This window comes from Cupriavidus sp. 10L45 (genome assembly GCF_056395225.1).
Map to the genome: position 1 here is coordinate 518336 of NZ_JBFTJC010000002.1, position 21365 is coordinate 539700.

17 protein-coding genes are annotated in these 21365 nt (G+C 68.2%); 13 read left to right on the plus strand and 4 right to left on the minus strand.

Annotated elements, in window-relative coordinates; translation table 11 throughout:
- The first annotated feature begins 17 nt into the window (after positions 1-17).
- From tssK to tssE, 6 genes are all read left to right on the plus strand, one after another.
- Positions 18-1364, plus strand: a complete 1347-nt coding sequence (tssK, locus tag AC1DFU_RS05805; RefSeq protein WP_092293501.1) for a type VI secretion system baseplate subunit TssK — start codon at positions 18-20, stop codon at positions 1362-1364.
- Positions 1361-2008, plus strand: coding sequence for a DotU/TssL family secretion system protein (locus tag AC1DFU_RS05810; RefSeq protein ID WP_092293499.1), 648 nt, complete (start codon positions 1361-1363; stop codon positions 2006-2008). Before tssK ends, AC1DFU_RS05810 begins: the two co-directional genes overlap by 4 nt.
- 10 nt (positions 2009-2018) lie before the next feature.
- Complete coding sequence (locus AC1DFU_RS05815; RefSeq protein ID WP_441591358.1) at positions 2019-3743, plus strand: OmpA family protein; 1725 nt, start codon at positions 2019-2021, stop codon at positions 3741-3743.
- Positions 3744-3747: 4 nt separating this feature from the next.
- Entirely contained in the window at positions 3748-4233 is a 486-nt protein-coding gene (locus AC1DFU_RS05820) for an Hcp family type VI secretion system effector (RefSeq protein WP_092293497.1), read from the plus strand.
- Between the two features lie 98 nt (positions 4234-4331).
- Positions 4332-6995, plus strand: coding sequence for a type VI secretion system ATPase TssH (gene tssH, locus AC1DFU_RS05825; protein WP_441591359.1), 2664 nt, complete (start codon positions 4332-4334; stop codon positions 6993-6995).
- Positions 6995-7426 (plus strand): type VI secretion system baseplate subunit TssE, encoded by a 432-nt coding sequence (gene tssE / locus AC1DFU_RS05830; RefSeq protein WP_092293493.1) that lies wholly within the window; start codon positions 6995-6997, stop codon positions 7424-7426. Before tssH ends, tssE begins: the two co-directional genes overlap by 1 nt.
- A 20-nt stretch (positions 7427-7446) precedes the next feature.
- Here the strand turns inward: tssE and AC1DFU_RS05835 are convergent, their stop codons facing one another.
- Together AC1DFU_RS05835 and AC1DFU_RS05840 are read right to left on the minus strand one after the other, a co-directional pair.
- On the minus strand, positions 7447-8421 hold the full coding sequence (locus AC1DFU_RS05835; RefSeq protein ID WP_092293491.1) for a Bug family tripartite tricarboxylate transporter substrate binding protein: 975 nt from the start codon (positions 8419-8421) through the stop codon (positions 7447-7449).
- A 119-nt stretch (positions 8422-8540) separates the two neighbouring features.
- Positions 8541-9518, minus strand: a complete 978-nt coding sequence (locus tag AC1DFU_RS05840) for a LysR substrate-binding domain-containing protein (RefSeq protein ID WP_441591360.1) — start codon at positions 9516-9518, stop codon at positions 8541-8543.
- 143 nt (positions 9519-9661) lie between these two features.
- On the opposite strand from AC1DFU_RS05840, the gene AC1DFU_RS05845 reads away from it, so the two are divergent.
- From AC1DFU_RS05845 to AC1DFU_RS05865, 5 genes are all read left to right on the plus strand, one after another.
- Positions 9662-10834, plus strand: a complete 1173-nt coding sequence (locus AC1DFU_RS05845) for a CaiB/BaiF CoA transferase family protein (RefSeq protein WP_441591361.1) — start codon at positions 9662-9664, stop codon at positions 10832-10834.
- 13 nt (positions 10835-10847) lie between these two features.
- A complete protein-coding gene (locus AC1DFU_RS05850; RefSeq protein WP_441591362.1) occupies positions 10848-11714 on the plus strand; it encodes an HpcH/HpaI aldolase/citrate lyase family protein in 867 nt (288 codons plus the stop codon).
- A gap of 278 nt (positions 11715-11992) precedes the next feature.
- The gene (locus tag AC1DFU_RS05855) at positions 11993-13330 is read left to right on the plus strand and encodes a TolC family protein (protein WP_092293483.1); all 1338 of its coding nucleotides are present in this window, start codon (positions 11993-11995) and stop codon (positions 13328-13330) included.
- 1 nt (position 13331) lies between these two features.
- Positions 13332-14516: an efflux RND transporter periplasmic adaptor subunit gene (locus AC1DFU_RS05860; RefSeq protein ID WP_369823404.1), complete on the plus strand. Its 1185-nt coding sequence runs from the start codon at positions 13332-13334 to the stop codon at positions 14514-14516.
- A gap of 15 nt (positions 14517-14531) precedes the next feature.
- Positions 14532-17654 (plus strand): efflux RND transporter permease subunit, encoded by a 3123-nt coding sequence (locus AC1DFU_RS05865; protein WP_092293479.1) that lies wholly within the window; start codon positions 14532-14534, stop codon positions 17652-17654.
- 42 nt (positions 17655-17696) lie between these two features.
- Here the strand turns inward: AC1DFU_RS05865 and AC1DFU_RS05870 are convergent, their stop codons facing one another.
- Positions 17697-18965, minus strand: coding sequence for an MFS transporter (locus tag AC1DFU_RS05870; RefSeq protein ID WP_441591363.1), 1269 nt, complete (start codon positions 18963-18965; stop codon positions 17697-17699).
- Between the two features lie 105 nt (positions 18966-19070).
- Here AC1DFU_RS05870 and AC1DFU_RS05875 point away from each other — a divergent pair, with 105 nt between their 5' ends.
- Complete coding sequence (locus AC1DFU_RS05875) at positions 19071-20003, plus strand: LysR substrate-binding domain-containing protein (protein WP_092293475.1); 933 nt, start codon at positions 19071-19073, stop codon at positions 20001-20003.
- Here AC1DFU_RS05875 and AC1DFU_RS05880 read toward each other — a convergent pair.
- Positions 19991-20353 (minus strand): ElaB/YgaM/YqjD family protein, encoded by a 363-nt coding sequence (locus AC1DFU_RS05880; RefSeq protein ID WP_441591364.1) that lies wholly within the window; start codon positions 20351-20353, stop codon positions 19991-19993. The genes AC1DFU_RS05875 and AC1DFU_RS05880 overlap by 13 nt on opposite strands.
- Positions 20354-20644: 291 nt before the next feature.
- On the opposite strand from AC1DFU_RS05880, the gene AC1DFU_RS05885 reads away from it, so the two are divergent.
- Positions 20645-21085 (plus strand): PRC-barrel domain-containing protein, encoded by a 441-nt coding sequence (locus AC1DFU_RS05885; protein WP_092293471.1) that lies wholly within the window; start codon positions 20645-20647, stop codon positions 21083-21085.
- The last annotated feature ends 280 nt before the right edge of the window (positions 21086-21365 follow it).

A 21365-nucleotide genomic window follows, 5' to 3' on the forward strand; every position in this document is an offset into this window, starting at 1 on the left:
GGAATCGGCCCGATACCATGAAGATCACAAGACCGCTGTGGGCGCAGGGCATCTTTATGACGCCGCAGCATTTCCAGCAGCAGGCGCTATGGGAGCGCCACGCCGGCGAGCAGATTGCGCGTATCGCCACCCCGGAACCATGGGGCGTCGTGCGCGTCGTCATCGATTCCCAGGCACTGACAGTGAATCGACTGGCGGTGAGTTCGCTTGCCGCACGCCTGCCGGATGGCACCGTGATCGACACGGAGACGGCCGACCGGACGCCTCCCGCGCGCGATCTGGCCGATCTGCCGGCCGGTGCAGACTCGGCGGTGGTCCTGATCGGGCTGCCGCTGATGGACGCGCTGGGTGGCAATTGCGTCGACGATGGCGAACGGCCGGCGCGGCCACGCCGCTTCGTGCGTGAGTACCTGGAGGTCGCCGACCTGCACGGTGAGGGCAAGGAGGAAATCAGCGTCGAACGTCACGCACTGGCCCTGCTGTTCGACGGCGAGGCACAAGGCGACTACGTGACCTGCCCGATCGCTCGGCTTATCCGGACGCCGCAGGGCCAGATCGAACTCGATCCGGCCTACGTGCCGCCAAGCCTGTTCCTGTCCGCAAGCGAGCAGCTGACCGCCCGCATGGCACGGCTGTCGACCATCCTCAGCGCAAAGAGTGCGAGCCTGGGCGTGCGCCGGCGCGAGCGTTCCGACCAGATGGCCGATTACGCCGTGGCCGATGTGGCGCTGTTCTGGCTGCTGCACAGTGTCAACAGTGCCTGGCCGGAGCTGGCGCGGCTGCGCGCGGCCCCGCAGCAGCATCCCGAGCAACTCTACCGTGTGCTGGCCCGGCTGGCGGGCGCGCTGCTGACGTTCTCGACCACGGAGACCCTGCAGGCCATTCCGGCCTACGACCACATGGCGCCAGAGCCCGTATTCGCGGAACTGGAGTCGATGATTCGACGGCTGGTGGATGCGGTAGTGCCGTCACGCGTCGTGCCGGTCGCGCTGGAACGGCTGCGGCCCACGATCTGGGACGGCAAGATCCTCGATGAGCGCCTGGTCGAGGGCACCGAGTACTACCTGTCGGTGCAGGCGGGCATGCCCGCGCACGCCTTGCTCGAACAACTGCCGCGCCTTTGCAAGGCGGGGGCGCCGGATGAAGTCTCGCAGATCGTCAACTCGGCGCTGCCCGGCATTCCGTTGCGGACGATGTCGCGCCTGCCTGCCGCCATTCCCGTGCGGATCGAAAACCAGTACTTCGCGCTTGACAGTGCCCACCCGGCGTTCCGGCGCATGCTCGACGCGCGGGCGTGCCAGTTCTATGTGCCGGCTTCCGTGCCGGACGTCTCGCTCGAACTCTTCGCGGTATTGCCGGCATGACAACTTCGCTTCCGATCTTTCCGCTCGCGCTACGCGATACGGCCCTGACTGTCGCTTCGCTGGCCGGCGGGGACAGGCCCGTGACCTTCGCGGCGTTCCGTGAAACGTGCCTGGGCCATATCGCCCGGCTGCGTGAGGAACTCCGGGCGGCGGGGCAATCCCCGGATGTCGTCGAGGACGCGATCTATGCGCAATGCGCGCTGATCGACGAGTTCGCGCTCCGCCACCTGGAAGGGGCGAGCCGGGACGAGTGGGAGCACGAGCCCTTGCAAGTCAAGGAGTTCCAGAGTCACGACGCGGGTGACGCGCTGATCGACCGCATCGAACGGCGCCTCGCAGCGCCCCAACCGGTGCTGCCGTTGCTCGCGGTCTTCCATGTGGTGCTTGGGCTGGGCTTCCAGGGGCGATTCGCCCTGAACGGCGCCACGGACCGCGCCGCATTGCTGCGCGCGCTCGATGAGCGACTGGCGCGCGCGGGGCTCGACCAGGGCAACGGGCCGGTCATTGTCACCCACGGCAAGGCACGCGCCGGCAGGCGCATCTCGCCGATTGCATGGGTGGTGCTGGCGCTCGTTGGCGCCGGGCTGGTCTATCTGGCGCTGGACCGCTGGCTCGACGCGGCCATCGCGCGGCTGGCTGTTTGAAGGGCGCGACGTGACCGGTTATCCCTATCGCACCTTGGCCGGCTGGATCGCGGCGCTTTGTCTGGCGTGGCTCGGATTCAGCTCGCCGTGGTCGACCACGTGGAATTTGCTGCTGGGGCTGTTCGTCGTGGCGCTGATGTTGGTGGCGATGATTGTCGCCACGCGGCGCGGGCGTGCTGGCCGTCAGGCCTCGCAGGCGGTGCTGGTCGCCGTGAACGCGTCACTCGATGTATTGCCCGGCGACATGCGCCGGAATACGCCGCTCGTGCTCGCCGTTGGTGAGCCGGACGGCGCTTTGGTGCGGGCATTCGGCGACGAATTGGTCCGTATCACCGAGTCCGCGATCTGGGTACGTGTGGGCGACCCGTCGCGGCTGGCTCACGTGGCGGATGCCCTGAAGCGCTGGCGCGACGGGCAGGGCCCGGACGCCGTGGTGTGCCTGACCGCCGCCGACCGGATCCGAGACGCCGCAACGCTGAGCGCGCGCCTCGGCCGTTTGCGTCACGCGATTGGCGAGGCGAGCCGCGCCGTCGGCTATCCGCTGCCAGTGTGCATCGCGGTCTACGGCGAGGACGCCGCAGGTCCGCCGGACGAAAGCCCATGGTTCGGTATGTCTGGCGAAGCGATGCCGGCGGACGAGGCATGGATCGCGCAAGTCGCGGCGAGCCTCGACCAGTACGCCCGCGCCGCCAAGCCGGCCGACCGCGCCGCACGTTGGTATCGCGCTAATCGGCTGCACGCCCTAGCCAGATGGGCGCAATCGACGTTGTTGCCGCGCTTACGGGACGACAGCCGCGACGGCCACCGTACGGGAAGGCCGGTGCAGGTGGCCGCTGTCGGCGCGATCGCGGTATGCGGCACGCCAGCCGACAACTCGCTGTTTGCCAGTGCCGTGGCCCGCATCACCGGTCTGGTCGGAGCCCGCCCGGCACAAGAGGGCGGCAGCGGTCGCTACCCACTGCCGGACCCGTTGATCCGTGGCATCGGTCGACAGCCGGCGCGGCGCGCGCTGCCACGTGCGCTGGCGCATGGCTTCGCGTGGCTCGCGGTGGCGTTCTGCGCGGCTGCGGCCGCCTCGGCGTGGCAGAACCGGGCGCTGGTGGCGCGCGTCACCGGCAATATGGACCGCTATCGCGCGTTGGCGCCGGCACAGGACGCCGCGCGTATCGATGCGCTCAAGGTCATCAAACGCGACCGGGACGAACTCGACCGCCACGCCCGCAACGGCGTGCCGCTGCGGCTCGGCCTCGGTCTGTATCGCGGGGCCGCGCTGCGTGCGCCAATCGACACGCTGATCGCCGGCTACCGCCCGCCGCCTCCGCCGCCGGCCACGATCGAGCTGGACAGCCTGTCGCTGTTCCGCAGCGGGAGCGCCACCCTGAATCCCGGCTCCAACCGCGTGCTGATCGGTGCGCTGGAAATGATCCGGGCGCATCCGGACAAGCGCGTGCTGGTGGCCGGCCATACCGATGCCACCGGCAACCCGCGCAGCAACCTGCGCCTGTCGGAGGCCCGCGCGGTGTCCGTCCGCAACTGGCTGGCCGATGCCGCCGGCTTGCCGTTGACGCATTTCGCGACGCAAGGCTACGGCGACACCCGCCCGAAGGCGGGCAATGACACGGAGGCGGGCCGCGCCGCCAATCGCCGTGTGGAAATTACCCTTGTTCCCGATTGCCGTGACGGCGATCGGGTCACTTCTGGCCAGTCGGCCTGTTCATTTCAGCAGAAGGAGTAAGTAAATGGCAATTCCCGCATACATGTGGATCAAGGACGATGGTGGCGCCGACATCAAGGGTTCGGTCACGGTTTCGGGCCGCGAGGGCAGCGTCGAAGTGGTGGCGTTCGATCACGCGGTCAAGATCCCGACGGACGCCAACACCGGCAAGCTGACCGGCACGCGCGTGCACGAGCCGATCGTCTTCACCAAGGAGACCGACGCCTCGACGCCGTATCTCTACAAGGCCGTCTCCAGCGGCCAGACGCTGAAGGCGGTGGAGATTCGCTGGTACAAGATCGACGACGCCGGCAAGGAGAAGGAGTACTTCAACACCAAGCTCGAGAACGTCAAGGTGGTCGGCGTCACGCCGAAGATGCACGACATCAAGAGCCCGGCCTTCGAGAAGCACAACCACCTCGAGAGCATCGAGCTGCGCTACGAGAAGATCACCTGGTCGTACAAGGACGGCAACATCATCCACGCCGATAGTTGGAACGAGCGTGCCTGAGTAAGGTCGGGCCGGCCTCGCGCCGGCCCCTCGGCCGCGCCGCCGGCCGCCCCATCCCTCGACCCCGCATTCTTCCCGCCCATCGCCATCCCTCCCTCATGACTGCCCGCGACCATTCCCCGTTCCTGCGCCGCCTGAACCCCCATTGCGCCCGCGCGCTGACCGAGGCGGCCAGCCTTTGCGAAACCCGCGCCCACCGGGACATCGAGGTCGAGCACTGGCTGATCAAGCTGCTCGAACTGGGCGAGGGCGACCTGCTGGCGATCCTGCGGCGCTATGAAATCGATGTCGATGCCATCTGGAATGCCTTGCTCGTCGCCATCGACCGCCTGCCGCATGACCTGCGCGGCCGGCCCGGGCTCTCGCCGCGCGTGGGGCAGTGGCTGGAGGCGGCATGGATGCGTGCGTCGCTCGCTGCGACGGCACCGGGTGACACCGACATTCGCTCGGCGCACCTGCTCGCCGCGCTGGTGGAAGCGCCGCATTGGCTGCGCGCGCCGGATGCCTGGCCGCTGCTCAGCATCACCGCCGCGCAGATCGAACGACTGATGCCGGAGCTGGATCAGATATCGAGCGAGGCGCACGGGCTGCCCGAGATCCTTCCCCTTCCGACCGACACCCCGGCCGTGGCGCACCTCCCCGACAACCCGGTGCTGGGCCGCTTCACCATCGACATCACCGCCAAGGCCCGTGCCGGGCAGATCGATCCGGTCTTTGGCCGTGATGTCGAGATCCGGCAGATGATCGACATCCTCGCGCGGCGCCGTAAGAACAATCCGATCCTCGTGGGCGAGCCCGGCGTCGGCAAAACCGCACTGGTCGAGGGGCTCGCGCTGCGTATTGCGGAGGGCGATGTCCCGGCGATCATCGCCAACACCAGTGTGCTGACGCTTGACCTCGGCCTGTTGCAGGCCGGCGCCGGCGTCAAGGGCGAGTTCGAGCAGCGGCTCAAGCAGGTGATCGAGGCGGTGCAGCAGTCGCCGACGCCAATCCTGCTGTTTATCGACGAAGCCCATACGCTGATCGGGGCAGGTAACAGCGCTGGCGGCGCCGACGCGGCCAACCTGCTGAAGCCGGCGCTGGCGCGGGGCGAGCTGCGGACCATCGCGGCGACCACGTGGTCCGAGTACAAGCAGTATTTCGAACGGGACGCGGCACTCGAACGCCGCTTCCAGATGGTGAAGGTGGACGAGCCCGACGACGCGGCCGCGTGCCTGATGCTGCGCGGCCTCAAGGAGCGCTATGCGCGGCACCATGACGTGCATGTCACCGATGCGGCGGTCGTCGCCGCCGTGCGCCTCTCGCGCCGCTACCTGACCGGGCGCCAGTTGCCCGACAAGGCGGTCGACCTGCTCGATACCGCCGCCGCGCGGGTGCGCATGAGCCAGGACGCCACGCCGATTGCCTTCGCCCGGTGCGAGGCCGAGCGCGCGGCGCTGGAGACCGAGCGGGCTGCGCTGGCGCAGGACGAGGGCGCCACGGGCATCCGTGACGCCGCACGGATCGGCGCCATCGACAGCCGGCTGGAGGCGCTGGACGGCGACCTCGCCCGATTCACGCAGACGCTCGCCGCCCAGAAGGCCGCAACGGAAACCCTGTTCGGCCTGCGTCGCCAATGGCAGGCCGCGGACGAGGCGCTGCGGCAGGACCTCTCCCCATCGATCGAAGCCGCTCACCGCGCGGTGGGTTCGGCCGGGCAGGCCGCCCTGATCCGCGCCGAGGTGGATGAGCACGCGATTGCCGAAGTCATCGCAGACTGGACCGGCGTGCCGGCCGAGAGCCTGCTGGCCAGCGAACTGGCCACGCTGCTGGACCTGGAGGCCAACCTGGGCAGCGTGGTGGTGGGTCAGGACGAGGCGCTCGCAGCGCTCGGCAAGCGGCTGCGGGCGGCGAAGGCGGGGCTCAAGGCCGAGGACGCGCCGATCGGCGTGTTCCTGCTCGTGGGGCCCTCGGGCGTCGGCAAGACCGAGACGGCGCGGGCGCTGGCCGACCTGATGTTCGGCGGCGAGCGGGCGCTGATCACCATCAACCTGTCCGAATACCAGGAAGCGCATACGGTGTCGCAGCTGAAGGGCTCGCCGCCCGGCTACGTCGGCTACGGCGAGGGCGGCGTCCTGACCGAGGCGGTGCGCCAGCGCCCCTACAGCGTGGTGTTGCTCGACGAGGTCGAGAAAGCCCACCGCGACGTGCTGAGCCTGTTCTATCAGGTGTTCGACCGTGGCTTTATGCGCGATGGCGAAGGCCGGGTGATCGATTTCCGCAACACGGTGATCGTGATGACGTCGAACCTGGGCAGCGACCAGATCCTGGCCGCCACGGACGCCGTGACCGAGGCCGGCGGCGCGGCGACCCCCGGCATGCTGATGGAGGCGATCCGCCCGACGCTGGTCGAGCATTTCCAGCCCGCGCTGCTGGCGCGCTTCCAGACCGTGGTGTTCCGGCCGTTGGCCGCCGGGCCGATGGCGACAATCGTACGCATGAAGCTGGATAAGGTGAGCGAGCGGGTGGCGCGCCGGTTCGGCGTGCCGCTGCGTTACGACAATGGGCTGGTGGACGCGCTGGTCGCCGCCTGCCTGTTGCCGGACACCGGCGCGCGCAATATCGACAGCCTGCTCGACCAGCAGATCCTGCCGGTGCTGGCCCGCGAGCTGCTAATAAGAATGGGGAACAAGACAGCGGAGACGAGCGCCCCGGCCACGATCCGGCTGACCTTCTCGGACGCAGACGGCATCGGGCTGGAATTCGATGAGGCTGGCCAGTAATGGCCGGCGGTCCGGGCCTGTTCGAGGCCGTGACAGGGCATTTCGCGAATGGGGTGCCGGTCGAGGAATTCGATCTGGCGACGCAGACCTTCCTGTCCGTCCAGGACAATATCCAGCGCATTCTGAACAGTCGGCGCGGCGGGCTGGCTCATCTGCCGGACTATGGGCTGGGCGACCTGTCGCGCATCTACCGGCACCTGCCCGCGTCGGCCCACACGCTCAAGCGGGAGATTGAAACCACGCTGCTGCGCTACGAGCCGAGGCTCCGGGGCATCGATATCGACATCGACGATACCGAGCCCGGGATGCTGCTGAGTTTCACGATGACCTGCCACCTGCGCCGCGCCGGGCTGGTGCGCTTCGGCACGCATTTCATGCCTGACGGCAAGACCCGGCTGACGCTGCTGCGCGCGGTGCAGGACCGCGACTGAGGGGCTACGGCTAACGCCGTTCAGTCGACCTGGGCGCCCGAGGCCTTGACGATCTTGCCCCATTTGTCGATATCCGCACGCAACATGGTCGAGAACTGCTGCGGCGTGCCGATGAGCACCTCGGCGCCCTGCGCGGCGAGCTTGTCGCGCAGCGGTGCGTCGGCCAGCGCGGCCTGCAAGGTCTTGGCGAGCTTCTCCGTCACCGCCTTCGGCGTGCCGCGCACGGCGAACAGGCCAACCCAGAGATCGCCGCTATAGCCGGGCACGGTTTCGCTGATGGCCGGGATGTCCGGCGCGAATGGCGACCGCTTGGCCGAACTCACACCCAGCGCCCGCACCTTGCCGGCCTTGATATGGGCCAGCACCGAGGGCAGGCTGGCGAAGGCCATCGGCACCTGGTTGCCGAGCACGTCGTTCAGCGCCGGCGCCACACCCTTGTAGGGCACATGTTCAAGCTTGATGCCGGCCATGCTGTTCAGCATCTCGCCGAGCAGGTGGTTCAGCGTGCCATTGCCGGCCGACGCATAGCGATAGAAATCCGGCTTGGCCTTGGCCATCGTGATCAGCTCCGCCATCGACTTGGCCGGGAACGCGGGATTCACGACCAGCACGTTCGGCACCGTCGCCACGGGGGCGATCGGCTCGAAGTCCTTGATCGGATCGAACGGAATCTGGCGATAGAGCGACGGGTTGATCGCCTGCGTGCTGCTGATGGTCATCAGCAGCGTGTAGCCATCGGCCGTGGCGCGCGCGGCGGCCTGGGTGCCGATGTTGCCGCCGGCGCCGGGACGGTTCTCGACCACCACCTGCTGGCCCAGGCGCTGCGACAGATCGGCGGCCACCAGCCGGGCGACGATATCGTTGGTGCCGCCCGGCGCCTGGGGCACGATCATCTGGATGGGCTTGCTGGGATAGGTGTCGGCGTGGGCGCTGCCCACGGCGGCCAGCGTGAGAGCCACGGCCATGCCGGCGAGGGCGGGAAGGGTGCGAAGCATTGTTGTCTCCTATGGCGGGCGGTTATCTGGGATGTCGGTCCCGCCCATGCTGGCGCCCACTCTAGCCGAGGCCGGTGCGCAGGAGAAATTCAATCGCCGACTATGGCCATAAGGATTTCTTATCGGCTGGCAGGTGCCGTAGGGGCGGGCGGCGGCGCCAGCGAGCCGCCCTGGGCGATGCGCGCTGCAACGATCTCCCGCAGGATGTCGGCGACGGCTTCGGCCGCATTCGAACGCGGCAGCGCGCGCGGCCAGCACAGGGACAGCGTGCGGCGCAACTCCGGCAGGATCAGGCGACGCCCGATGCCCCCCTCGGCATCGCCAGCCCCATCCCCATTCCCTTCTGCGCCCGGACTCTCGCCCAGCGACGACGCCGGCAGCACCGTGCAGGCCAGCCCCTCGCGGGCGGCGGCCAGCAGGAAGGGCAGCGAATCGAGGTCCGCCACCACGTTCAGGGCGATACCGGCCTTGGCGCAGCTGCGCTCCACCACCTCGCGCAGGCCCTGCGAGCCGCTGGGCAGCACCAGCGGCATGCCGTCGAGGGCCTTCAGTGCGATGGTGGCCGAGCGGGTGGCGCGCCCGGGCGGCGTGCCGATCAGGTAGAGCGGTTCGCTGGCCAGCGGTTCGGGCTCCACAGCGCGCGACGCCGTGTCGCGGAACAGGATCGCGAAGTCGAGCCGGTTCTGGTTCAGCAGCTCGGAGATATAGCCGCTCATGCTCTCGAACAGTTGCAGCCGCACCTGCGGATAGCGCTGCCGCACGGCCCGCACCAGCGGCATGCCGAAAGCCGCCGCCGCCGTGGTCGGCAGGCCGATGGCGACGTTGCCGGAGATTTCCGAGCCGGCCACCCGGACGTCCGCCCCGGCCATCTCGACCTGGCGCAGGATATTGCGAATGTGACGATAAAGTGTCTTGCCGGCCTCGGTCGGCCGTACGCCCTTGGCGCCGCGATGCACCAGCGGCACGCCGAATTCCTCCTCGAGCGCGGCCAGTTGCTGGCTCAGCGCCGGCTGCGCCACGCACACGACCTCGGCGGCGCGCGTCAGGCTGCCGTGGTCGACGATCGCCACGAAATACCGCATTGCCCGGATGTCCATCGCTGCTGCCTCCTGCCCCGTTCGCCGGGTGTCGTCTCGTTGAGGGTATTGATTCTACTTATGGAGGCTTCGGCAATCCCTATTTCACATAGTCGGGGCGCGCGGGTAGATTGGCGGCATCGAGCACCCCCGGACCCATCGCCATGACCCGACCCCTAGCCGGCATTACCGTCATCTCCCTCGAACAGGCGATTGCCGCGCCCTTCTGCACCCGCCAGCTGGCGGACCTCGGTGCACGCGTGATCAAGATCGAGCGGCCCGGCCCGGGGGATTTCGCCCGCGCCTACGACACGCGCGTGCGCGGCCTGTCCTCGCACTTCGTCTGGACCAACCGTTCGAAGGAAAGCCTGACGCTGGATGTGAAGGCGCCCGGCGCCGCGCCGGTGATGGAAGGGCTGCTGGAGCGCGCGGACGTGCTGGTGCAGAACCTCGCCCCGGGCGCGGCGGCCCGGCTCGGGCTGGATTACGAGACGCTCTCGGCCCGCTATCCGCGCCTGATTGTCTGCGACATCTCGGGCTACGGCGGCGACGGCCCCTACCGGGACAAGAAGGCCTACGACCTGCTGGTGCAGAGCGAATCGGGGTTCGTCTCGGTGACCGGCACGGCCGAGGAGGGCGTCAAGGCGGGTGCCTCGGTGGCGGACATCGCCGCCGGCATGTACGCCTATAGCAATATCCTGGCGGCGCTGATCGAGCGCGGCCAGACCGGGCGCGGCAAGCGGATCGACGTGTCGATGCTGGAGTCGATGGTCGAGTGGATGAGCTTCCCGATGTACTACGCGTTCGATGGCGCCGAGCCGCCGCCGCGCGCAGGCGCCGCCCACGCCACCATCTACCCCTACGGGCCGTTCCCGACCGGCGACGGCAAGACCGTGATGCTGGGGCTGCAGAACGAGCGGGAGTGGTCGGTCTTCTGCAAGACCGTGCTGGGCGAGCCGGCGCTGGCCACGCATGCCGCGTTCGCCACCAACAGCCTGCGCAGCGCCAACCGCGCCCAGTTGCGGGCGCGGATCGTCGAAGCGTTCTCGCATATGACGGCGGAGCAGGTGGTGCAGCGGCTCGAGGAGGCCAAGATCGCCAACGCCAACGTCAATACCATGGCCGATGTCTGGCACCACCCGCAGTTGGCCGCCCGGGAGCGGTGGCGCACCGTGGCGTCGCCGGTCGGCGAGATCCCGGCGCTGCTGCCGCCGGGCCTGACCGATGCGCGCATGGATCCGATTCCCGCAGTCGGCGAGCATACCGATGCCATCCTGTCGGAAATCGGCTGTTCCGCCGCGCAAGTGGCCCAACTTCACGCCGACGGCGTGGTTTGATCAGGAGCCGACCATGACTACCCCCCGCGTACCGCGCAGCTACCTGTTCGTTCCCGCCTCCCGCCCCGAGCGCATCGGCAAGGCCCTGTCGGCCGGCGCCGATGCGGTCATTGTCGACCTGGAGGATGCCGTCGCCCCCGATGCCAAGGCCGAGGCCCGCGCGGGGCTGTCCGACCCCTGGAGCGGCCTGCGGACTGCCGCCCAGGTCGGCGGCGTGCAGCTTTTTGTGCGCGTGAACGGCGCCGATACCGCATGGTTCGCCGACGATCTCGCCTGGTGCCGGGCGCATCAGGTGCGCCAGATCATGCTGCCGAAGGCCGATGCCACCGCGCTGGCCGCCCTCCACGCCGAGCTGCCGGGCGCCCACTGCCATGCCCTGCTGGAGACCGCCGCCGGGTTTGCCGACCTGTACGACGTGGCGCGCGCGCCCGGCGTCACCCGGCTGGTGTTCGGCAGCATCGACCTGATGTTCGATCTCGACGTGGCTGACGATGGCGAGCCGCTGCATCACTTCCGCAGCGAGTTGGTACTCCATTCGCGCGCGGCCGGGCTGCCGGCGCCGGTCGACGGGGTCTGCACCGCCATCGGCGATGCCGAGGCGCTGGCGGACGACACCGCCCGGGGCCGCCGCTTCGGCTTCGGCGCCAAGCTGCTGATCCATCCGAACCAGGTGGAAGGCGTGCATGCGGCGCTGGCGCCGTCTGCCCAGGAAGTGGCGTGGGCACGGCGCGTGGTGGACCAAGCCGCCGCCGCGCAGGGCGCGGCCATCGCCGTGGACGGCAAGATGGTGGACCGCCCGGTGCTCGAACGTGCGCTGCGGATCGTCGCCGCAGCGCCGGGCCCAGCGGCGCCATCCGCCTCATCCGCCACCTCCGCCTGAACCGGGCGCAGCGCCAATCGGTGTTTTCCCGACCCACACGTTGGGCGAATTTGGGTGGGAATGCCGACAAGATGAAAGCCGTTTGTAATGAGATTGCGATTGAATGCGCACGGGAGATCGTGCGCGGCAAGGCAGCGCGGCTAAAAGAGCGGGTTCCCGGGGAGCGATGAAAGAAAATCGCCCGCCCGGTGCACCGTTCGGCTGGCACGGTCGTTTACGTCAGACCGAAGTGACATTGAGCCAGACCGATCGTGCATTTTTCAGTTTCCCGCGCCGCCATGGCCGTGCTGCTGGCCGTGGCAGCCGTTGCTGGCCACGCCGCCAGCCAGCCGATGCCCCCAGACGGCCCCTGTGTGCCGCCACCGGCCAAGGCCACGCTCACACTTGCCCAGGCGCGGCTTGACGCCCAGCGCTGCAATCGCGACATCATTGCCGCCCGGCGCGGCGAGGAAGCCAGCCAGGCCGATGTCCAGATCGCCTCGCAACGGCCGAATCCGGTCCTGAGCCTCGGTGTCACTAATATCAATCCGCATGCGGGGGTGGGATCGGGCAGCCTGCGCAGCAAGACGGTGGATTCCACGCTGCGCATCGATCAGGTCATCGAAACCGCCAACAAGGGCAACCTGCGCGTGGACGCAGCCCGCAAGGCCAGCGCCGCCGCCGGGGAGACCACCCAGGCCATCGTGGCGCAGCAACTCGGCGCGGTGGACCAGGCCTGGTACGAAGCCGTGGTCAGCCAGACCCGGCTGGAAGTGCTGACCGAGACCGTCGGCCTCTATTCCCGCACCCAGCAAGCCAATGAGACCCGGCTGAAGGCCGGCGATATTTCCCGCGCCGACGTCACCAAGCTCCAGCTGGAAACGCTGCGCGCCCAGAGCGACCTGCGCAACGCCCAGGCTGACCACGCCAGCGACAAGGCCGCCCTGGCCGCCGCCATCGGTGTGCCGGGCACGCTGATCGACAACCGACTCGTGCCGGACTGGCCGGCGCTGGACACCCCGGTCCCACCGGTGGACCCCGACGTGCTGCAACGCCGCCCCGACGTGACCGCCGCCGAAGCCCGGCTGGCCGCCGCCGCCGCCTCGCGCGACCTGGCCCGCGCCGGCCGCGTGCCCGATGTGACGGTGGGCGCGCAGGCCGAGCACTATCCGCAATCGCCCACTAATACCTATGGCGATGGCAACAGCTACGGCGTGTTCATCTCGATCCCGCTGTTTGTGCGGCACAGCAATGGCGGCGAGGCCCGCCGCGCGGAGGTGGATTACTACGCCGCGCTGGACGACCGCAACCGCATCCTGCTGGAGGCGCAGAACGACATCGAGCGCCTGCGCAGCCAGCTAGAGGCCGCGCGCGCCACGCTCCAGCAGATGCAGGCCGCCGTGCTGCCGGCCGCCGAGTCCGTCGCGAACAGTGCCGAATTCGCGTACACGAAGGGTGCCACGGGCGTGCTGGATCTGCTCGACGCGCGCCGCGCGCTGCGCCAGACCCGCGTGGACGCCGTCGAGGCGCAGGGCAACTACGCCAAGGCGCTGGCCGCCTACCGCACCGCGCTGCAAGCTACCAATTCCGATATCAACAAGCTTCCCCAGGTCCGTACCGATGCGTCGCGTCCATAACATGCTGTCTTCGTCCCAGTGGTTCCGTCCTCTCCGCCTGGCAGCCGTCGGGTCACTTTGCGCGCTGGCGCTGGTCGCCTGTGGCAAGAAGGAGGCACCCGTGGCTGATGACGACCCCAAGGTCAGCGGCCAGACCATCCAGTTTCCGGAGTCGGTGAAGACCCTGCCCGGCATCGTCGGCCAGCCGGTGAAGCTGGGCGGCGACCGCATGCTGAGCCTGCCGGGCCGGCTGGTCTGGAACGAGGACAAGACCGTACGCGTGACCACCCCGTTCGCGGGCCGCGTGATGGACATCCTCGTGCAACCCGGCGCGACCGTGAAGGCCGGCCAGCCGCTGGCGACGCTGACCTCGCCCGACTATGGCCTGGCCCAGGCCGATGCCCGCAAGGCCGCCGCCGACAGCGCCGTGGCCGCCAAGTCCCTGGCACGCCAGCGCGAGCTGTATGGCGCCGGCATCGTCGCCCAGAAGGAACTGGAGCAGGCGCAGGCCGATAGCGCCCGTGCCGCCGCCGACCAGCAACGCACGCAGGCGGCGCTGCGCATGTACGGCGCGGCCGCCGGTGGCGATGCGGTGAACCAGCGCTTCGCGCTGCGCAGCCCGATCGAGGGCCTGGTGGTGGAGCGCAATATCAACACGGGCATGGAACTGCGCCCGGACCAGGCGCCCAGCTCGCCGCTGTTCCTGATCACCGACCCGACCACGCTCTGGGCCCAGGTGGATGCGGCCGAGGCGGACCTCGGCCTGTTCAAGCCGGGCGTGACGGTGCAACTGACCAGCGCCGCCTATCCGGGCGAGACGTTCCAGGGCACCGTGGTCAAGATCGCCGATTACGTGGATCCGTCGTCGCGCAGCATCAAGGTGCGGCTGACCGTGCCGAACGCGGACCGCCGCCTGAAGGCCGAGATGTTCGTCACGGCGCGCCTCCAGGCCGCCTCGTTCAAGGGGATCGCGGTGCCGTCGAAGGCCGTGTTCCTGGCTGACAACAAGAACTACGTGTTCGTCCGCAAGGGCACGAACACGTTCGAGCGGCGCCTGGTGAAGACCGGCGTGTCACTGCCGGGCATGACCGAGGTGCTGGAAGGGCTGACCGACGGCGAGGTGGTGGTCACCGACGGCAACCTCTATCTGCAGGACATCCTGCGTGACGCCACGGCGGTCAATGCGGCGCGCGCGTCCGCCAAGTAAGGGAATGGCGGACACATGATCTCCCGTATCGTCAACTTTGCGCTGCACCAGAAGCTGTTCGTCTGGCTCGGCCTGATCATCTTCGTCGCCGGCGGCCTGGCCGCCTTCAAGAACCTGCCGATCGAGGCCTTCCCGGACGTCTCCGACATCCAGGTCAACATCATCACGCTCTACCCGGGCCGTGCGGCCGAGGAAGTGGAGCGGCAGGTCACGATCCCGATCGAGACCGCCCTGGCCGGCACGCCGAACTCGGTGCGGGTGTTCTCGCACACCCAGTTCGGCCTGTCGTTCATGATGGTCACGTTCAACGACAAGGCCACCGACGTCACCGCCCGCCAGCAGATCATCGAGCGGCTGCGCAGCGTGGACCTGCCCGACGGCGTGCATCCGGACCTCGCGCCGCTCTCCACGGCCATCGGCGAAATCTATCGTTTCCGGCTGACCGGCAAGGGCTATTCGCCGCAGGAACTGCGCACGCTGCAGGACTGGGTGGTCGAGAAGAACCTGCGCCAGGTGCCCGGCGTGGCCGACCTGGTGACGATTGGCGGCAGCATCAAGCAGTACGAGGTGAACCCGAACCTGGCGCGGATGCGCGATGCGGGGATCTCGTTGTCCGAACTGTTCACGGCGCTCCAGCGTGGCAACTCGAACGCCGGCGGCGGCGCGGTGGCGCATGGCCGGCAGCAGTTCCTGCTGCGCTCACTGGGCAGCTTCCGCACCTCGGCGGACATCGCCAACGTGGTGGTGAGCGAGAAGAACGGCACGCCGATCCTGGTCAAGGGCATCGCCGAGGTGAAGGTGGGCTCGGCGCCGCCGCAGGGCCTGATGGGGCAGGACGACGAGGACGATATCGTCTCTGGCATCGTGGTGATGCGCAAGGGCGAGAACCCGTCGATCGTGCTGGACGCGCTGAAGCAGAAGATCGACCTGCTCGACAGCACGATCCTGCCGAAGGGCGTGAAGATCGTGCCGTACTACGACCGCTCCACGCTGATCGACAAGACCCTGCACACGGTGTTCGGCAACCTGGTGGAAGGCGCGCTGCTGGTGATGGCGGTGCTGTACCTGTTCCTCGCCAACGTGCGTGCGGCGGCCATCGTGGCGCTGGTGATTCCGCTGGCGCTGCTCTCCACCTTCATCGGCCTGACCTGGGTGGGCATTCCGGCCAACCTGCTGTCGCTCGGCGCGATGGACTTCGGCATCATCGTGGACGGCGCGGTGATCGTGGTGGAGAACATCTTCAAGCGGCTGGGCGAGCTGAAGGAGCAGCAGATCCAGGACAACAAGGCGCGGCTCAACGCCATCCTGCTGGCGACGACCGAGGTGGGCCGGCCGACCGTGTTCTCGATGGTGATCATCATCGCGGCGCACATCCCGATCTTCACGCTGCAGCGCCATGAGGGCAAAATCTTCGCGCCGATGGCCTATACGGTGACCGGGGCGCTGATCGGCTCGCTGATCATCTCGCTGACGCTGGTGCCGCTGCTGTGCCACCTGCTGCTGAAGAAGAACATCGCGCACGAAGACAACTTCATGGTGCGCCACTGCAAGCGGCTCTATGAGCCGATGCTGAAGTGGGCGCTGGACCACAAGAAGATGGTGGTTGGCATCGCGCTGGGTTTGCTGGTCGCCACCGTGGGCGTGGGCAAGTTCCTCGGCAGCGAGTTCCTGCCGGAGCTGGACGAAGGCTCGATGTGGGTCAGCTTCGACCTGCCGGCGTCGGTCTCGCTGGATGAGGCCCGCGACCAGGCGCGCAAGCTGCGGACCGTGATCCGCCAGACGCCCGAGGTGAACACCACGATCTCCAAGGTGGGCCGCCCGGACGACGGCACGGATCCGAAGCTGATCAACACCGTCGAAATTCTGGTGGACCTGAAGCCGGACCAGAAGTGGCGGGCCGGCTACGACAAGCGCAAGATCATCGAGGAAATCAACCGCAACCTGCGCCAGATGCCCGGCATCGAGCCGAACTTTTCGCAGCCGGTGCGCGACAACATTCTTGAGAGCATCTCCCAGATCAAGGGCCAGATCGTGATCAAGGTGCAGAGCGACAGCCTGCAGCAGAACAAGCAGGTAGCGGACCAGATCCTGGCGAACGTGCAGTCGGTCAAGGGCGTGATGCGCGCGTTCATCGACCGCGACGGCGAACTGCCGCAGTACGTGCTGGAGTTCGATCGGGCCCAGGCGGCGCGCTACGGCATCAACGTGGCCGACGTGCAGGACCTGATGGAAACCGCGCTGGCCGGCAAGGCCGCCACGGAGCTGTGGGAGGGCGAGCGCCACTTCAGCGTGGCCGTGCGCCTGAAGGCGGGCGAGCGCGAACTGCCGAACCTGCCGAACATCTTCATGCAGACCGCCGATGGCGCGCAGGTGCCGCTGTCGCAACTGGTGACGTTCCGGGCCGCCTCGGGCGCCATGAACATCAGCCGCGAGAACGGCCAGCGCACCACGTCGATCGGCATCTTCATCCACGACCGGGACATGGGTAGCGTGGTGAAGGACATGCAGGCGCTGGTGAAGAAGAACGTCAACGCCGAGGACGTGAAAATCAGCTGGTCCGGCGAGTTCGAGAACCAGGAGCGCGCCATGGCGCGGCTGTCGATCGTGGTGCCGCTGTCGGTGCTGGTGATCTTCCTGCTGCTGTTCAACGCGTTCAAGTCGTTCAAGAGTGCCACGCTGATCATCTCGAACATCCCGTTCGCGCTGATCGGCGGCGTGTTCGCGCTGTTCCTGACCGGGATTCCGCTGTCCGTCTCGGCGGCGATCGGCTTTATCGCGCTGTTCGGCCAGGCCGTGCTGAACGGCGTGGTGATGGTGACGTACTTCAACCAGTTGCGCGATGAAGGGCTGTCCGTGCGCGAGGCCGTGCTGGCTGGCTCGATGGATCGGCTGCGGACCGTGCTGATGACGGCGATGCTGGCCATGCTGGGCCTGTTCCCGATGGCGATCTCGCGCGCGATTGGCGCGGAGACGCAGCGCCCGCTGGCCATCGTGATCATCGGCGGCCTGATTACGGCAACGATGCTGACGCTGATCGTGCTGCCGACGCTGTACGAGTGGATGGTGGGACGCTCCTGGCCGGACGAGGAGCCGGAGGACGAAGACCACAACCGGATCTCGCCCTCGCTGGCATCGTAAGCCCGCAGCATCGTGAATCGCTCCCGGTCCCCCGGGGGCGATTCACATTCTGGGCTTCGTTCCCGGAAACAGCGGCCACGCCATCAGCGCGATCACAGCAGTGCCGGCCCAGACCACCGGCCATGAGGTGGCCGCGAGCCAGTGCGGCAGGGTTAGTGGCGTGAGGAAGAATCCGAGGAACACGGCGGTATTCGCCATGCCGAGCGCCGTGCCCGCGCGCTCGGCCCCGGCCATGGCGGCCAGCTCCGCATAAGCCACGCCGTGCCAGGCCGAGACGCAGATGCCGGCGAGGGCGATCATCGCCGGCAGCAAGGCCATCCACAGGCCGTGGGCGTTGCCGGCGCTGCCCTGGACGCAGGCCGCCAGCACCAGGAAGGCGGCCACCGACACCAGCGTGCAGCCGCGCAGATAGGCGCGACGGTTGCCACGGCGGTCGGTCCAGCGCCCGCTCCATACGCGCATTGCCATCGCGCCGCCCTGCACGGCGACCATGGTGGCGGTGATGACGCCGAGCCCGGCGTGCGCAAAGTCGTGCAGGAATATCGACGCGAACGTCAGCACCGCGAACTGCGGCATGCAGAGCAGGCCGATGGCCGCGACGATGCGCCAGATGCCCGGTTGCCGCAGGGGATTCGCCGTGGGAACCCGGCACGCCGGTGACGCCACGCAGCCTGCCGCCGGCGGCTCATGCAGCCATCGCCACGTCAGCCACGCCGACACGCCGCACAGCAGCGCCACCCATCCATAGACCCATGCGAAGCCGACTGTCGAGGCGAGCCACGGCAGCGTAAGGGCGCCGATGCCACCGCCCAGCGGCACCGCCGTCTGCCGGATGCTCATGGCCAGCCCGCGTTCGCCTTCGCGGAACCAGCGCATCACGGCGCGACCGCTCGCGCCATTGACGCTCCCGCTCAACAGCCCGACGACCGCCATCGCACTCATCAGCCAGCCCAGCGGCGGCGCATGGCCACCGGCCGGGGCGAGCCAGAGCGCCATGACCAGCAGGGCGATGGCGGTGGAGGCGAGGCCGCCGAGCAGCACGGGGCGGTCGCCCCAGCGGTCCGCCGCCACGCCCCAGGGCAGTTCGGACAGGGCGACGCCGAAACCGAGCGCCCCGAGGGCGAGGCCCAGCTCGGCGTTGTCGAAGTGATACCCCGTCCGCAGCCAGACGGCGGTGGTGGGAATGCCGCTGGCGCCGGCCATCACGCTGGCATTGGCGGCGACGCCCACGCCGAGGACTTTCCAGCGGTGGCCTGCACCGAAGTGATGATTTGTCGACGCGGGCGCCGAGGCAAGGGTCTGGGATGACATGGCTGGTTTCCGATCGATGATTTGACCGGACCGAGTCTCTCACCCACAATTCATCCTGAATATCAGAAAATACTTCAGCAATCGTTCGACAAAACAGGATGATCGATGTCACGCACGAATTTCGACGTCGCCGCCTTGCGTAGCCTGCTGGCGGGGATGGAGTTGGGCAGCTTCGCACGGGCGGCGGATCGCGTCGGGCGCTCCACGTCCGCCATTAGCGCGCAGATCAAGAAGCTGGAGGAGCAGGCCGGCACGGCGCTGTTCCGCAAATCCGGACGCGGACTGGCGCTGACGGCGGCCGGCGAGGCCATGCTCGGCTACGCCCGGCGGCTGGTGGACCTGAATGACGAAGCCGCGGCGGCGGTGCGCGGCGTGGATCTGGCGGGCGGCATCCGACTGGGCTTGCAGGAGGAATTTGGCGAAGGGCTGCTGCCCGACGTGCTCGGCAGGTTCACCCGCGCGCACCCGAAGGTGCGCATCGAGGCGGTGGTGGCGCGCAATGCCGAACTGCTGGCGCGGATCGATACCGGGCGGCTGGACCTCGCGCTGATCTGGTCCGATGGCGGTCTGGGATCGCCCGATCCGGGCATCCCCGGCTACGCGCTGGGCCAGCGCGCAGTCGAGCCCATCGACGAACCGCCCATGTGCTGGGTCGGCTCCGCGACGGCGCCGATGATCTGGGAACCGGGCGAGCCGCTACCGCTGATCGCCTTCGACCGCCCATGCCAGTTCCACGCCGCAGCCACGGCTGCGCTGGATCGCGCCGGCATTCCATGGCGCCTGGCGTTCTCGAGCCCTAGCCTCGGCGGGCTGTGGGCCGCCGCCGCCGCGGGCCTGGGGCTGACCGTGCGTTCCCGCTACGGCCTGCCTGCCAACGTGCGCGCGGTGCCAGCCGGGGAGGCCGGCCTGCCCGGGCTGCCGTCGCTACCGCTGGTCATGCTGCGGGCGGCGCCGATCATGCCGCCCGAGGTGGAGCGGCTGGCGGACATCCTGCTGGCGTCGTTGCGGGAAGCGCGGGCGGCTAGTCAGTCGTCGTAGCGGTGCCGGCTCGGCCGGAAAAGCACCGCGCCCAGCAGCACGCCAATCCCGAGCGCCATGCCGATGGCGCGCATCGGCTGCTTGTTCACGTACTCGGTCACGCACTCCTGGCCTTGCTGCCAGTTGTGACTGACCGTCGACTTGATCGAGTCCAGCGCCTGCGAGCCGCGCTCCGCCTTGGAGAGAAACGTCTTCTTGGCGGCGTCGACGGCCTCGCCGGTCAGATTCGGCAACTGCGAGAGCAGATCGTCGAGATCCTTGGCCAGCTGGTTGGTGTCGGCGCGCAGGTTGGCTCGCGCGGCGGATGCATCGGCGCTCGAATTCTGCGGATTGAGGTTGTTCGGATCCATGCGTGTCTCCTGTCAGGCAGTGCGAAGGTGCGGGGGAAGGTGCGGGAAAGTCGATGCAACACATGCCTGCGCAGGTTCCGTACCAGCACACGCGCCGCCACCCCACTCGTGCGGCGCGCTCTCTAATATAGAAACGCCGTGGCAAGTTACCGGTGCTTGTAATTTGTCCGCGACCGCAAAGGGTGCGCGACACGCCGCCCCGGACCGCTGCACGCGCCCGGCAAGGCGGGCGCTCCCTCGGCACGCTCGTTGCGGATCACGGGTCCCACACCCCCACGCAAGGAGTTGCAGATGAACACCGCTGATCCCACCCTCACTTCCGGCCAGGGTGCCGGCATCGTCGGCTCCGGCGTGGGCGAAGGCCCCGGCCCCGAGGTGATGGCCGCATCGAGCCTCGACGACACCAAGGTCTATTCGTCCGACGGCGAGCACGTCGGCGAAATCTCGGAAATCATGATCGATGTCCCCCGCGGCCGCGTGGCCTACGCCGTGCTGAGCACCGGCGGCTTCCTCGGTATCGGCGACACCCTCCACGCCATTCCCTGGAGTGCCCTGGTCATGGACACCGACGCCAAATGCTTCCGCCTCGGCCTGACCGCGGACCGCATCAAGGACGCCCCAGGCTTTAACAAGGACAGCTGGCCCGGCATGGCCGATCCGCAGTGGGCGACTACGATCCATGAGTACTACGGGCGGGATCCGTATTGGACTGGAGTGGGTGGGGCGCTTTGAGCTGAGCGTTTGCTGGCTGGATAGGCGGCGGCCGTTGCAACGACGGCCGCCGTTTTTGTTTGCTCGTGGACTGTAACGGGACGGCGACCATGCGTTGTCAGGGCACGTCATTGAAATCTGATTTAAAAATGATTCATGTCACTTATGACTCAGATTTGACGGAATCGTAAAAGCTGCCGGTTTTCCCGGAAACCGTTTGCTGGGGCGGACCCCACTTTCGGGCGGAACAGATTTGTGCCTTGGGATGGCGATGGAATCAGAAAAAAGTGGGGTATGCCGG